Origin of the sequence: Arsukibacterium sp. (assembly GCF_018402695.1) — a bacterium.
Lineage (GTDB): Bacteria > Pseudomonadota > Gammaproteobacteria > Enterobacterales > Alteromonadaceae > Alishewanella.
This window is the reverse complement of sequence record NZ_JAGYIM010000016.1, coordinates 52,610-67,233: the sequence shown is the minus strand read 5'-3', so window position 1 is coordinate 67,233 and position 14,624 is coordinate 52,610. Positions and strand designations below refer to the sequence as shown.

Below are 14,624 nucleotides of genomic sequence, written 5' to 3'. Positions count from 1 at the left end.
GCAGCCTTTTAGCGTTTGTTGGATCTGACCCTCAAAATTATTTATAGTTAAATAATTTCAAAGCCAGCATGATGCTGGCTTTTGCTTTTTGAGTAACCACATATGAAAACAATTGGCTTACTGGGCGGGATGAGTTGGCAGTCGACCATTCCTTATTACCGCATAATTAATGAAAAAATTAAGCAACAGCTTGGTGGGTTACACTCGGCCAAAATTGTCTTATATAGCGTAAATTTTGCCGAAATTGAGCGTATGCAACGCGCTGGCGACTGGCAAGCTGCCGGGCAGCTGCTGGCCGATGCCGCCAGCCGCCTTGAAGCTGCTGGCGCCGACTTTATTGTGCTGTGTACCAACACCATGCATAAAGTGGCAGCCGCTATTGAGAACGCGACAACTCTGCCACTGCTACATATTGCTGACGCCACGGCTATGGCAATTAAGGCATCAGGCTACAAAACCGTTGGCCTGTTAGGCACCCAATTCACTATGGAACAGTCTTTCTACACCGCTCGGCTAACAGAGCAGCACGGCCTTAAGGTACTCATTCCGGAACAAAAAGCACGCCAGCAAGTGCACCAGATAATTTATGACGAGCTCTGTCTGGGTAAAGTACTGCCAGAATCCAGAGCGCAATATCGCCAGATCATTGCCCAGCTTGCCGCGCAAGGCGCAGAGGCCATTATTCTTGGCTGCACCGAAATCTCTCTGCTGGTGTCAGAGCAAGATGCAGCAGTACCGCTATTTGACACCACCAGTATTCATGCCCGCAGCGCCGCTGAATTGGCTTTGCGGTGATGAGCCTACAACGAGGACTGACGTTTTTTAATCCTTTGCCAGGACATTGCAATAACATCAACAACCAACGCACTGACAAAAACATACACCGGCACCAGCATCCCAAAAAAATCGTTTAGCGGATCAACTTTAATAGCGATGTTGAAAATCAGACTGTGAATTAACCGGTCAACCGCCATAAAGATGATGCAACTGGCAAACAGCATAAAAATGGCTTTCGGATAGGTTATGTGCAACAAACGGTTTATCAACACCGGTATGCCGATTATTAGTAGCAGGCTAAATACCCCGTAAAGCATACCCTGCCATTCCTGATACTCAAACATAGCCAACTCAACCATTAACAAAAAATATATATAATATGTTATACCCCCCCTAAGGAAACAGGGCGAGTTTTCAAAGCTTGTCGATTCAACATGGCGTTATGCTAACCACTGATAAGCTCTGCCGCTATCCCGTAACTGGTTTGGCGTGCAGCAGGGTCATGCATCATGCTGGTCAACATCAGCTCGTCTGGCTGATGCTCGGCAATAAAATCGCTAATGCCTTGCTTTACCGTAGCAGCATCACCCACCACGGAGCAGGCCAGGGCACTTTGCACATAAGCTTTTTCATGCGGCTGCCAAATGCTGTCCATGTTATCGACCGGCGCTGGCAGTAAGCCGGGCGTTCCTCTTACCAGGTTAACAAACTGCTGTTGCAGCGAGCTAAACAGCCGTTTTGCTTCAGTTGCTGTATCAGCAGCAAACACATTCAGCGCCAGCATCAGGTAAGGTTTATCCAGCTGGGCTGACGGTTTAAAATGCTGGCGATACAAAGCCGCCGCCTGGCGCATCATCGCCGGGGCAAAATGTGAGGCAAACGCATAAGGCAGCCCCAGTTGCGCGGCCAGCTGGGCACCATACAAACTGGAGCCTAATATCCATAATGGTACATTGAGGTTCTGGCCCGGTACCGCCTGCACCAACTGATCCGGTTTGGCTGGGCCAAAATATTGTTGCAACTCTGCTATATCGGCCGGAAACTGCGCTTCAGTCTCCGTTTTATGTCGGTGTAAAGCCCGTGCTGTGGCCTGATCGCTGCCCGGCGCCCGGCCTAAGCCTAAATCTATCCGGTTGGGGTATAAGGTTGCCAGGGTGCCAAATTGCTCTGCTATCACCAGCGGTGAGTGATTCGGCAGCATGATACCGCCGGCCCCCAACCGGATACGCGAAGTAGCGGCAGCTAAATGGCTTATCAGTAATGAGGTCGCGGCGCTGGCGATGCCTGGCATATTATGATGCTCGGCCAGCCAGTAACGGTGATAGCCCAGCGCTTCGGTATGCCGGGCTAATGCTTTACTGGCTGCAAAGCTGTCGGCAATGGTGCTATTGGCGGCAACCGGCGCCAGATCAAGAACAGATAACGGGATCATCAATACTCCGCCACGCCACAGGCGTGTTTGCCAAACAATATACTTATAGTGGCAATGGGGGCTAACCCTGGCTGTCTCAAGGGCTGGCCAGCGAGAAGCAGGCCATGTCGTAAACTCGGGCGCTTGCCTGACGTATTAACTGTAACTATGGTTAAGCCATAATTTTACTAAAAGTGAGAAGGCCGTGTTTTTCAGACAAGCGTTGTTGCCTATATCGTCATTATTTATCTCTATTGCCTTTCTGGCCACCGGCTATGGCATGCTAATGACCTATATCGGCCTGTATTTAAAGCAGGCCGGCCTGTCGGAAATGGCCATTGGTTTGATTAACTCGGCATTTTTTCTGGGTGCCTTATTGGCGGCGGTGTTCAGCCAGAAGCTGATTGTCTCCGTTGGCCATGCCCGCAGCTTTTCGGCTTTTTCAGCAATCATGGTGATGGCCTTTCTCGGCCATACATTATTTTATCATCCCGGGTTCTGGGCCGCTTTACGCCTGCTGTCAGGCTTTGCTTTTTATGCGCTGCTCATTGTGCTGGAAAGCTGGCTGAATGAAAAAAGCAGCTCGGACGATCGCGGCCGGGTGCTGGCGGTATATACGGTGGTGTTCTTTCTGGCCACTGCCATAGGTCAGCTGATTTTAGGGATGGATATCAGCTCGCATGTGGTGTTTGTGCTGGGCTCGGTGCTGGTGCTGGCGTCACTGTTTTTAGTGGCCATTACCCGCATCAGCCAACCGGTATTGCCTCCTTTTCAGCGCTACAGCTTACCTAAGGTTCTGCATATTGCGCCGCTGGCGCTGGTGGGCAGTGTTATCGGTGGCTTTTTTGTTGGTGGCTTTTACACTATGGTGCCGGTGTTTGTGCTAAATACCTACGGCCAACAAGCAGTGGTAGCAACCTTTATGGCAATTTCTATATTAGGCGGCTTGCTGGCACAATGGCCGGTTGGCACGCTGTCAGACCGCTACGGCCGGCGTAAGTTGCTGGCCTGGGCCGGCTTATTCAGTTTTGCTATTTGCATACTGCTTGCCTTATTCGCCAGTCAGGTCTGGCTGTTTTATTTGCTGGGTTTTTTACTCGGTACCAGCCTGTTCAGTATTTATCCGCTAAGTGTCGCCCGGGCCAATGACCGCTTAGATCACGGCAAAGATTTAGTGGAAGTCAGCCGCAGCTTGCTGTTTGCCTATGGTATCGGCTCTTTTTTAGCACCATTGCTGTTGGGCGCGGTATTAGGTATCTCGGGCGGACTGTTTTTCACCGTGCTGGCCGTAGCAGCACTGCTACTGGGCGGCTATGCACTCACGGCCGAGCGTATCGCCAACGAAAACTTAAGTGTGTATGTGGCGGTACCGGCCGCTTCGGGTGCATCACTGGCCCAACTGGACCCACGCCAGGACGAGCAATGGGTAGAGGACCATAAGCCCAGCTACCCTGCCCAGCCTGACATCATTGACGACACTGAACCGGCCACGCCAGACAACGTCGGATCCCCGCGATCATCAGCCGAAGTAACCCGACCGGCAGTGCCAGCTGACGATTAGTTTGTATTAAACACCTGCTGCCAAGGATAGCTGCACAGCTGCTGGCAGAACCAGCTGAGCGCATTGCCTTGCTGTTGTTTATGCCAGGCCAGGTATAACTTAGCGCTGTCGCGCGGAATGGTGTGCTGTTTGGCTATCAGCTCGCCGCGGGCCAGTTGCTGCTGGATCAGATGCCGCGGTAAAAAACCGACACCTAAACCTTGCTGCTGGGCAGTAATTTTTTGCGCCAGATTGGCGACAATCACCTTTTGGCGGGTATCGAACAGGCCGCTGGACAGTTTCTGGCTATCAATGGCTGAGTCGGCAACAATTATCGCCGTTTCCTGTTGCACATCGGCCAGGCTAATCACTTTGTCGCGTTCCGCCAATGGGTGATGCGGCGCAACCGCAAACACAAACTCCACTTCGCCCAGCAGCTGTAAATGGTAAGCGCCGCTATGCTGGGTTGCCGGTACGCCAATAGCAATATCGGCCCGGCCTGTGTTCAATGCTTCCCAGCCGCCGGCCAGCACTTCCTGGCGCACTGCTACCCGGGTGAGCTTACCCAGTTGCAAGAACTGGCTGATTAACGCCAAAACCGGCTCGGCCGGTACCACGCTGTCCAGCGCCAGGGTTAGCTCAGCTTCCCAACCACTGTCCAGTTGCTGCACGGCTTTTTGCAGCTGATCAGCCGCTTTGAGTAGCTCGCGCCCTTGTTGCAGTAATAACTGCCCGGCCGGGGTCAACCGGGCTTTTTGTTTACTGCGATCAAACAAACTTACCCCAAGGTTTTGCTCCAGCTGGGCCATAGTGTAGCTAAGTGCCGACGGTACCTTATATAGCGCCTCGGCCGCCGCGGCAAAACTACCTTTGCGATCGATAGCATCCAGCGCTCTGAGCGCGTCTAAATTAATCAGTTGCTGCATATCCTACTCAAGTTATTTCAAGCCACCGCCATAGCAAGGCCTTATTATTCAAAAAATTTGAACTATAGATACAAAAGTCTCCGCTTTTTGATTGCCAAGTATAGCGCTATCTTTAGCACATCGACAGGTTGTAAGCGGTCGGGTAAACAAAAACACTTTACTTAACCATTAAATATTTTGACAGGTGATTTATGAAAACATTGATTGCAAAACTTACTGCTACCCAAGCCGGCTGGTCGGCACTGGCACTACGGCTTCCTATCGGCATTATATTTGCGGCCCATGGTGCGCAAAAGCTGTTTGGCTGGTTTGGCGGCTATGGTCTTGAGGGCACAGCCGGCTGGATGGATAGTATTGGCTTAAGTCCTGGGATGCTGATGGCGCTGCTGGCCGGTGCGGCTGAGTTTTTTGGCGGCCTGGCATTAATTGTTGGCCTGTTAACCCGGCCGGCGGCAGCGGCCCTGGCGGTAGCAATGCTAGTCGCCATTTTCGCGGTGCATTTTGAAAATGGCTTGTTTATGGCCAACAACGGTTACGAATTTGGTTTGGCGTTGTTGGCGGCCAGTGTTTCGCTGCTGTTTAGCGGCGCAGGCAATTTGTCTGTCGATAAACTACTGGCCGGCAAACTTACCCGCTGAACCTGACTGCAGGGTGGCTGGTATGCTGACGTAACAGCAGCAGGGATGTGATCCTTGAAGCCGGTGAAGTCAGTATGCCAGCCACCGTGCTACCTTGCATTTGCACCGCAATAAGTAGCTACATTATTTAGTAATAAGGAGAGTCCGATGATTACCTTACGCAAAGCCGACGAGCGCGGCAAAGCCCATTTCGGCTGGCTGAAAAGCCGCCACAGTTTTTCTTTTGGCAGCTATTACGACCCTGCGCATATGGGTTTTTCGGCCCTAAGAGTCATTAACGATGACTGGGTTGCCCCCGGCGCTGGTTTTGATACCCATGGCCACCGCGATATGGAAATTATTACCCTGGTGTTGGCAGGTGCCATCGTGCATAAAGATTCGGCTGGTAACGAAAAAGTGCTGCCCGCCGGCGAGTTTCAATTGATGAGTGCCGGCAATGGCGTATATCACTCAGAGTATAATGCCAGTCAGAGTGACGAACTGCGGTTTTTGCAGATTTGGATAATGCCGGAAAAACAAGGTGGCGCGCCGGGTTATCAGCAAAAACACTTTGCCGAGAAACCGGGTTTAACCCTGATTGCCACGCCGGATGGCCGTGATGGTAGCCTGCTGCTGAAGCAACAAGCCCAGTTGTGGCGGGTTACCCTGGCTGCAGATGATCAGCTGAGTTATCCGATGTCAGGTCGCAAGGTATATCTGCACCTGATAAGTGGTGAGCTGAAACTGGATAACACCACAATGCGGCCTGGTGATGGTCTGATGGTCAGCGCTGAAGCAGCGCTGCAGTTAACCGCTAATCAGCCCAGCGAAGCCCTGCTGTTTGATTTGCCGTAGCCTGGTGACAACCAGGGCGACAATTTATTACTGCTGATCAGCAGTGGGTAAATCGGTTTGGCTGTCAGGCTTTACATTTTGCGCCAGTAAGGCTGCAACCTGCAGCTCCAGTTGCTCGACCTTTTCGCGGGTGCGCAGCAACACCTGGCGCTGCACATCAAACTCCTCGCGGCTGACAAAATCCAGGTTGGCTAGCTTTTGCTGCAATACCTGTTTTACTTTCGCCTCAGTATCATCAGCAAACTGCTTTATTTGCGGTGGCAGCGCATTGCCAATTTGCTTAGCGATATCTTCAATTTTTTTCGGATCTAACATACATTTCTCCATTTAGCCGGGTTAGCGTGCTGATAAGCCTATTCTACGGAGATAAATCCAGAACGCGAATGCTATTTGCCGCTAATTTTGGTTACAATGCCCGACCTTGGTATAGGTGCAGATTATGCAGTTAAATTCGCAACAAAACGCCGCTGTTCATTTTATCGCCGGGCCCTGTCTGGTGCTGGCCGGCGCCGGTAGTGGTAAAACCCGGGTAATTATCAATAAAATTGCTTATTTAATTCAGCAATGTCAGCTGCCAGCCCGCCATATTGCCGCAGTGACCTTTACCAACAAGGCCGCGCGGGAAATGCGCGAACGGATCCAGGCGCAACTGCCGAAAAGCGCGACCCGCGGTCTGACAATTTCTACTTTTCACACCCTGGGCCTGGAAATTATAAAAAAAGAATACCGGCATATCGGCTATAAACCCAGTTTCAGTCTGTTTGACGATCAGGACAGCATGGCGCTGCTAAAAGAGCTGACGGCCAATGAATTTCAGGGTGACAAAGATTTATTAAAAGCGCTGCAAAGTAAAATTTCTGGCTGGAAGAATGATTTAACCCTGCCAGCGCTGGCTATCCAGCAGGCAAGCGACCCGCAAAGTATAAATTTTGCCAATTATTATCAGCAATACAGCGACCAGCTGAAAGCCTATAACGCGCTGGATTTTGACGACTTAATTCTGATCCCCACCTTACTGTTTCAGCACAATGCTGAGGTACGGCAAAAATGGCAGCAAAAAATTCAGTATTTACTGGTCGATGAGTATCAGGATACCAATACCAGCCAGTATGAACTGGTAAAAGCGCTGGTGGGTGAGCGTCAGCGCTTTACCGTGGTAGGCGATGATGACCAGTCTATCTATTCGTGGCGTGGTGCCCGGCCGCAAAATCTGGTGTTGCTGAAAACCGATTTCCCCAATTTAAATGTGATTAAGCTGGAGCAAAACTACCGTTCGGCCGAGCGGATTCTAAAAGCAGCGAATATCTTGATCGCCAATAACCCGCATGAATTCGAAAAAAAGCTGTTCAGCCAGAATAGCTATGGGGTGCCACTTAAAGTATTGCCGTGTAAACACGAAGAAGACGAAGCAGAAAAAGTGGTGGCTGAGATTATTTCACACCGCTTTATTAACCGCAGTGAGTACCGCGATTATGCACTGCTGTATCGCGGCAACCATCAGGCGCGGGTGTTTGAAAAAGCCCTGATGACCAACCGCATTCCTTACAAAATTTCCGGCGGCACCTCGTTTTTCGCCCGCAGCGAAATTAAAGATGTGATGGCCTACCTGCGGCTGCTGGTCAATCAGGACGATGACAACGCCCTGCTGCGGATTATTAATGTGCCGAGACGGGAAATTGGTGCCGCCACCTTGCAGCAGGTTGGCACGCTGGCCAACAGCAAAAATATCAGTTTATTTGCGGCCTGCTGCGATATGGAATTATCAATGCATTTGTCGGCCCGGGCCCAGCAGGCGGTGCAGCAGTTTGCTAACTGGATAAATCAGGTGGCAGACAACGCCAAACGGGCCGATCCGGCCGAAGCGGTGCGCGATCTGATCCGGCAAAGCCACTATGAAGCCTGGCTGTTCGAAACCAGTAACAGCCCAAAAGCAGCCGAGATGGCGCTGAAAAACGTAAACGAGCTGTACCGCTGGATCAGCACCATGCTGGAAGGGGATGACGAGCACGAGCCGATGACATTGCCGGAGGTGGTTACCCGGCTGACCCTGCGCGATATGATGGAGCGTCAGCAACAGGAAGACAATGCCGATCAGGTGCAACTGCTAACCTTGCATGCATCGAAAGGCCTGGAGTTTCCTTATGTGTTTATGGTCGGTATGGAAGAGGGTTTATTGCCGCACCAGAGCAGTATTGATGAAGATAATGTAGAAGAAGAGCGGCGACTGGCCTATGTCGGGGTAACCCGGGCCCAGCGCGAGTTAATTTTTACCTATGCGAAAGAGCGGCGCCAGTATGGCGAAGTCATCCGGCCTGAACCCAGCCGTTTTTTATATGAATTACCACAAGACGATCTGGAGTGGCAACAGGCAGCGCCGGCAAAAACTGAACAGCAGCGCCAGCAAACCGGTCAGGCGCATTTAGAACGGCTGCGCCAGATGTTGAAAAAAGACTGACAGGCGCTATTCCGCCCCCAGGGCCCTGAGCATCTGATCCCGCATTTTATCCTGGAAGATAGCATAACGGCCGCGCCCCAGCGCCTTGGCGTGGTACATGGCGGCGTCGGCATCGCGTAGCAGTTGCTCGCCGTTACTGTAATCCGCTTGCATTAAAGCAATACCAATACTAACCCCGGAATTAACCTGTTGCCCTTCCAGATAATAGGGCTCACGCACTTTTTCAATAATTCGCTGGGCCACATCTTCTGCATCATGCTCGCCCTGCAGATTTTGCAGTAACACCACAAACTCATCACCACCCAGTCGGGCGGCTAAGTCATGTTCGCGTACTGCACTTAAAATCCGTTTGCTGGTTTCAATTAAAAACGCATCGCCAATATGATGGCCTAATGTATCGTTGATCAGTTTAAAGCGATCTAAATCCAGAAACAGCAAGGCCATCCCGATATCCGGCTGCCGCTTATAGATAGCAAACTGGCGCTTTAACTGCTCGAGGAACATCTGGCGGTTCGCCAGGCCGGTTAATAAATCGTGGTTTGCTTCATAGAATAGTTTCTGCTCAGCTTTTTTCCGCTCTTCTACCTGCAACCGCAAAAATAAATTGGTCTGACGCAGCTCGCGGGTACTTTCAAAAACCTTACGCTCAAGCTCTTCCTGATGCTGCTTTTGCTTCTCGGCCGCCAGCTTACGCTGAATGGCCACCCCAATATGCTGTGAGACAAAGCGTAAGATGCTGAGCTCCTGTTCAGTATACTCATAAGCATTATCGTAAGATTGCACTGCAATAACGCCAATTACCCGCTGGTCAATCAGCAACGGCGCGCCTAACCAGCATGAGGACAACCGCGCCCGTTGCAGGGGGTCGGCCATACCACGGCGAATTTCGCCTTCTGCTGCCAGTTGTTCTGCCGCCTCGCTATTGATCAGGCGTGCCTCACCGCAGCGAATAACATACTCAGTAAAGCCCCGGCTAATCGGCCGTTCCCGCGCCGGAGGTGAATACTGGTCCAGATAAAACGGAAAGGTCAGCTTGGTCTGATCAGCATTGAGCAGCGCGATATAGCAGTTATCTGCTGACATTAAACCTGACAGCACCTTGTGTACTGCTTTATAAAAGCTTTGCATATCGCGGCTACTGGCAGTCAGCTCAGAAATTTCATATAACGCCGCCTGCAAACGCTCGGCATTGGTGCGTTCTTTAATTTCTTTTTGTAATGACTGATTAATCAGCTGCAGTTGCTGGGTCCGTTCCTGTACGGTCAGTTCCAGTAGCTCACGACTTTTTACCCTATCCAGAGCAGTAACAGTATGGCCACCAATGCTCAGAAACATCGCCAGCTCTTCGTCACCATAACGATAATCGTTGTCGTAGGTTTGGATAGCCATAACACCGATTAGCTGAGCGTCGCGCCATAGAGGAATACCCATCCAGTGGGTACATTCTGAACCCTGAGCCTGAATATCACCATTGGCAATCATGGCATTAAACTGCTCTCTGTCACACAATAATGGTTTGCCGGTTTTGGTGACATAACCGGTCAGGCCACTGGAGAAGGCCGTTGACGGTACCTGCTTAATGTATTGCTGGTCTTTCTCGTCAGAAAAGTATTGCAGCTGGTATTGTTTTGTACTGGTATCGTACAGCACCACATAAAAGTTTTCGGCGTGCAGCAACTCCGAGACCATTTTGTGAATAGCCGGGTAAAACTCCCGCATATCACTGATGGTGCTGGCCAGTTCAGATAACTTTAACAAAGCCCCCTGAATAGTATAAGCCTGCTTGTAACGGCCAATCAGGGTGGTAAGCCGGCGTGCTTTGGCTTTAAACAGTTGGAGTTGCGATCCGTTTAGCTTCAACTTAATTCTGCTCTGCTTCTGCTGGCCTTATGATAATTGTTATTATGCATAAAGTTTCGCCACATGGAAGGGATCGACTGTTAAACAACTGCACTTTAGTGCCTTTTTTATAAACAAAAGCCGTGCAAAGCACGGCTATCGTTTATTTTGCTTTACTAAAAATCACACGCCATCAATCATAAATCGGATGGCCGCAGCAATTTCATCTTCACTACAGGTAGCACAAGTGCCCATTGCCGGCATGTTATTAAACCCTTCAATTGAATGTTTCAACATCACATCAAAGCCCTGGGCAATACGCGGTTTCCAGCTATCGGCACCCGGCTTTGGCGCGTCCAGCGCGCCCGTGCCATGGCAAGCGATACAGGCACCTTTATATACATCTTCACCAGAACGTGGGCCACTGGCCTCGGCGGCAACGTCGGCTTGCTCGCCTGCAACATATATCTGTCCTACCGGTGCTATGCGCTTAGCTAATTCTTCGTTGTTGTCCGTACTTGCAGTCGCACCAACAGCAAGCAGTAACGAAGCCAGCGCAAAAGTTAGTTTCTTCATTAAAAATTTCCCATAGCTTAAGGCAGAATTATATTGGCGTTATTATAGCCTGCAAGCGAACGCAATTAAAAGACTACAGTACCGATCTGAACTGCTGTTTTATTAGTCAATCCCTTACACTGGTTAATTACGCTTACCGGATCGGGCAGGATCAGTACAAATGTCTGAGCCAGCAGCCCGCTAAGCCGCGCTTAGCCTGCTTTATGCTTTTAGCTTCTTTCGCAGCTGGCTTTTAATAGCAAAATTATTTAAAACAACTACTATGCAACGGCCCGCTTTGTGGTAGTCTAATCGACCTACTCAGTCAGGGAATGACCAGGTTGTCGTACTACCCCCAGACCCCGTAGAAAGTTTTTCCACAAAGTGGATGTAAAAATAATAATAACAAGGGCGTTCGCGACTTCCCCTCGTTTACAATACAAATCATGTAGTTAGCTAGTATACCTACCCATCATTTAAAAAAATGTGTGGTACTACGCTATTAGTTTTACACAAAGTTATCCACAGCTTGTCCGCAAAAATTCACTATTTTCACCTGACAGCAATTCTGGCTGTCGTCCGGCTGCTGTGGCATGCTATAGCAAATTTCTGCAGGACAGCTTACCCATGGTTTATATCCCGAAAAACCCATTGATATTAGTAGATGGCTCTTCCTATCTGTTTCGCGCTTACCACTCTCCACCACATTTAACTAATTCACGCGGAGAAGCGACCGGTGCTATATACGGTGTGATCAATATGCTGAAAAGCCTGTTACGCCAATATAATCCGAGCCATATGGCCGTGGTATTTGATGCGAAAGGCCCGACGTTTCGCAACGACCTGTATAGCGAATATAAAGCTCACCGGCCACCAATGCCAGATGATCTGCGCACTCAGATAGCACCTATCCATCAAATTGTCAGGGCAATGGGCTTGCCACTACTGTGTATTGATGGTGTGGAAGCCGATGATGTCATTGGCACGCTGGCCCGTCAGGCCAGTAATGCCGGACGCCACACCCTGATTTCGACTGGCGATAAAGATATGGCGCAGTTGGTGGATGCTCACGTTACCCTGATTAACACCATGACCAACACCTTGCTTGATCCCGAATCGGTAGTCACGAAATTCGGGGTGGGCCCGGAGGCGATCATAGATTTTCTGGCGCTGATGGGTGACAAAGTTGATAACATTCCCGGCCTGCCTGGGGTTGGTGAAAAAACAGCCGCCGCTTTATTACAAGGGCTGGGCTCTATTGATAATATTTATCAGCAGTTGGATAAAGTTGCTGAACTCAGTTTCCGCGGTGCCAAAACCATGGCCGCAAAGCTGGCAGAGCATAAAGCACAACTGCAATTATCATATCAACTGGCTACGATCAAAACCGATGTCGAGCTGGATTGTCAGCTCGACGACCTGGCTATCCAGCCAGCAGATCGCCAGCAACTGGCTGAGTTGTACCGACATTGTGAATTTAAGCGCTGGCTGGCAGAAATTCTGCAGGACAAAGCACCGGAGCAGCTGGTAACTGACGACCAACATACTGCCTCTGACACCCAGGAGCTTACTGCCGTGCCTCCGACGCTGGACCGCAGCCAATATCAGACCATTCTGACTCAGGATGAATTTGAGACGTTACTCAGCACCATTAATCAAGCTGAACTGACAGCCTTTGATACTGAAACCACCAGCCTTGACTATATGCAGGCAGAACTGGTCGGTATGTCATTTGCCGTTGCGCCTGGCCAGGCCTGGTATTTACCGCTGGCCCACGACTATGTCGGAGCGCCACCGCAACTGAACCGCGACGAGGTGCTGGCGGCACTGAAGTCCTGGTTGCAGGACAGTAAAAAGGCGAAAGTCGGCCAGAACCTGAAGTACGACAGCAGCGTATTGGCTCGCTACAACATAAGGCTACAAGGTATTCAGTTCGATACCATGCTGGAATCTTATGTATTCAATTCTGTTGCCAGCCGGCATGATATGGACAGCCTGGCATTGAAATATCTGGGCCATAATAATATCAGTTTTGAAGATATTGCCGGCAAAGGGGCCAAGCAACTGAGTTTTAATCAGATAGCGCTGGAGCAAGCAGCCCCTTATGCCGCGGAAGATGCCGATGTTACATTACAATTGCATCTTAAGTTATGGCCACAAATACAAGCAGAGCCGGGCCTGGCAAAGGTACTAACTGATATTGAAGTACCTTTGTTAACTGTGCTAAGTAAAATTGAGCGTAATGGTGTCCTGATCGACAGTAAAGTGCTGGGACAGCAAAGCCAGCAGCTGGCGAAACGGATTGATCAGCTTGCTGAACAGGCATATAAAGAGGCCGGCCAGACCTTTAATATGGCATCACCCAAGCAACTGCAGGAAATTCTGTTTAACCAGATGGGCTTACCGGTGCTGAAAAAAACACCGGGCGGCACCCCATCCACTGCCGAAGACGTTCTGGCCGAGTTAGCGCTGGAATATGACTTCCCGAAACTGATCACTGAGCATCGTGGCTTAAGCAAATTAAAGTCGACTTATACTGATAAACTGCCAAAAGTAATCAATCCGGTCACCGGGCGGGTTCACACTTCTTACCATCAGGCTATTGCTGCCACCGGGCGCTTGAGCTCAACTGAGCCCAATTTGCAGAATATTCCGATTCGTAGTGAAGAGGGCCGGCGTATTCGCCAGGCTTTTGTTGCTCCACAAGGTAAAAAAATTCTGGCAATAGATTATTCGCAAATTGAATTAAGAATAATGGCCCACTTATCGGGTGATAAGGCACTGCTTGATGCCTTTGCCAAAGGGCTGGATGTGCACAAAGCTACTGCTGCAGAAGTGTTTGGGGTGGCGCTGAGTGATGTCAGCTCCGAACAACGCCGCCAGGCGAAAGCAGTAAACTTTGGTTTAATTTACGGCATGTCAGCTTTTGGTTTGGCTAAGCAGCTTGGTATCAGCCGCAGCGACGCCCAAAGTTATGTGAACCGTTACTTTGAGCGTTTCCCCGGGGTTTTGCGTTATATGGAAGATACCCGCAAGCAAGCGCATGAGTTAGGTTATGTTGAGACCCTGTATGGTCGCCGGCTGTATCTACCTGATATTAATGCCCGCAATATGGGCCGCCAAAAAGCCGCTGAACGGGCCGCAATTAACGCGCCGATGCAAGGCACCGCAGCAGATATTATCAAAATGGCAATGATTAAAGTCGATAGCTGGCTGAGCAGCCAGCAAAATGATGATATAAAAATGATTATGCAGGTCCACGATGAACTGGTATTTGAAGTTCCCGAGGCTAATCTGGCAACAGTGCAGGCTGAGTTAGTTAGCATTATGGAAAGTGCAGCCAGTTTAAAAGTACCGTTGCTGGCCGAGGCTGGCAGCGGCGATAACTGGGATCAGGCGCATTGACCCGGCCCAGCGCACCAGCCATTATGGTAATTTAATTACAATTAGCGGCTAACAGCCGCTAATTTTGATTTTTTTGTAGTTTTATTACATAAAAAACTTGCAATTGTCGGCTGAGTGGCTAAAATTTGACGGGTAGGGTACAGAGGTAAGATGTTCTATCTTTCAGCGCCTGTCACGATGACAACGCACAGAAAGTAGGCTTATTTAGCCGCCCCGCTGTTTTACAGCGGGGCGTTTTTTTATC

12 protein-coding genes are annotated in these 14,624 nt (G+C 50.1%); 6 read left to right on the top strand and 6 right to left on the bottom strand.

Features of this window, described 5'->3' with window-relative positions:
* The first annotated feature begins 102 nt into the window (after nucleotides 1-102).
* Nucleotides 103-795: an aspartate/glutamate racemase family protein gene (locus tag KG631_RS07875; RefSeq protein WP_213997657.1), complete on the top strand. Its 693-nt coding sequence runs from the start codon at nucleotides 103-105 to the stop codon at nucleotides 793-795.
* Between the two features lie 5 nt (nucleotides 796-800).
* On the opposite strand, the gene KG631_RS07870 is transcribed toward KG631_RS07875, so the two are convergent.
* Nucleotides 801-1,121 carry a hypothetical protein gene (locus KG631_RS07870; RefSeq protein ID WP_213997656.1) on the bottom strand — a complete coding sequence of 107 codons (321 nt, stop codon included), beginning with the start codon at nucleotides 1,119-1,121 and terminating at the stop codon, nucleotides 801-803.
* A gap of 101 nt (nucleotides 1,122-1,222) precedes the next feature.
* On the bottom strand, nucleotides 1,223-2,209 hold the full coding sequence (locus tag KG631_RS07865) for an LLM class flavin-dependent oxidoreductase (RefSeq protein WP_213997655.1): 987 nt from the start codon (nucleotides 2,207-2,209) through the stop codon (nucleotides 1,223-1,225).
* Between the two features lie 184 nt (nucleotides 2,210-2,393).
* On the opposite strand from KG631_RS07865, the gene KG631_RS07860 reads away from it, so the two are divergent.
* Nucleotides 2,394-3,749, top strand: a complete 1,356-nt coding sequence (locus KG631_RS07860) for an MFS transporter (RefSeq protein WP_365868492.1) — start codon at nucleotides 2,394-2,396, stop codon at nucleotides 3,747-3,749.
* Here the strand turns inward: KG631_RS07860 and KG631_RS07855 are convergent.
* Nucleotides 3,746-4,654 carry a LysR family transcriptional regulator gene (locus KG631_RS07855; RefSeq protein ID WP_213997654.1) on the bottom strand — a complete coding sequence of 303 codons (909 nt, stop codon included), beginning with the start codon at nucleotides 4,652-4,654 and terminating at the stop codon, nucleotides 3,746-3,748. The genes KG631_RS07860 and KG631_RS07855 overlap by 4 nt on opposite strands.
* 191 nt (nucleotides 4,655-4,845) lie before the next feature.
* On the opposite strand from KG631_RS07855, the gene KG631_RS07850 reads away from it, so the two are divergent.
* Together KG631_RS07850 and KG631_RS07845 are read left to right on the top strand one after the other, a co-directional pair.
* Nucleotides 4,846-5,292 (top strand): DoxX family protein, encoded by a 447-nt coding sequence (locus tag KG631_RS07850; protein WP_213997653.1) that lies wholly within the window; start codon nucleotides 4,846-4,848, stop codon nucleotides 5,290-5,292.
* Between the two features lie 147 nt (nucleotides 5,293-5,439).
* Nucleotides 5,440-6,126, top strand: coding sequence for a pirin family protein (locus tag KG631_RS07845; protein ID WP_213997652.1), 687 nt, complete (start codon nucleotides 5,440-5,442; stop codon nucleotides 6,124-6,126).
* A 27-nt stretch (nucleotides 6,127-6,153) separates the two neighbouring features.
* On the opposite strand, the gene KG631_RS07840 is transcribed toward KG631_RS07845, so the two are convergent.
* Nucleotides 6,154-6,441, bottom strand: a complete 288-nt coding sequence (locus tag KG631_RS07840; protein WP_097110601.1) for an accessory factor UbiK family protein — start codon at nucleotides 6,439-6,441, stop codon at nucleotides 6,154-6,156.
* Between the two features lie 124 nt (nucleotides 6,442-6,565).
* Here KG631_RS07840 and rep point away from each other — a divergent pair, with 124 nt between their 5' ends.
* A complete protein-coding gene (gene rep / locus KG631_RS07835) occupies nucleotides 6,566-8,581 on the top strand; it encodes a DNA helicase Rep (RefSeq protein ID WP_213997651.1) in 2,016 nt (671 codons plus the stop codon).
* A 6-nt stretch (nucleotides 8,582-8,587) separates the two neighbouring features.
* On the opposite strand, the gene KG631_RS07830 is transcribed toward rep, so the two are convergent.
* Nucleotides 8,588-10,441: a diguanylate cyclase gene (locus KG631_RS07830; RefSeq protein ID WP_213997650.1), complete on the bottom strand. Its 1,854-nt coding sequence runs from the start codon at nucleotides 10,439-10,441 to the stop codon at nucleotides 8,588-8,590.
* 162 nt (nucleotides 10,442-10,603) lie between these two features.
* Nucleotides 10,604-10,996 carry a c-type cytochrome gene (locus KG631_RS07825; RefSeq protein WP_213997649.1) on the bottom strand — a complete coding sequence of 131 codons (393 nt, stop codon included), beginning with the start codon at nucleotides 10,994-10,996 and terminating at the stop codon, nucleotides 10,604-10,606.
* Between the two features lie 606 nt (nucleotides 10,997-11,602).
* Between KG631_RS07825 and polA the strand changes: the two genes are divergently transcribed.
* Nucleotides 11,603-14,380, top strand: a complete 2,778-nt coding sequence (gene polA / locus KG631_RS07820; RefSeq protein ID WP_213997648.1) for a DNA polymerase I — start codon at nucleotides 11,603-11,605, stop codon at nucleotides 14,378-14,380.
* Nucleotides 14,381-14,624 lie beyond the last annotated feature (244 nt).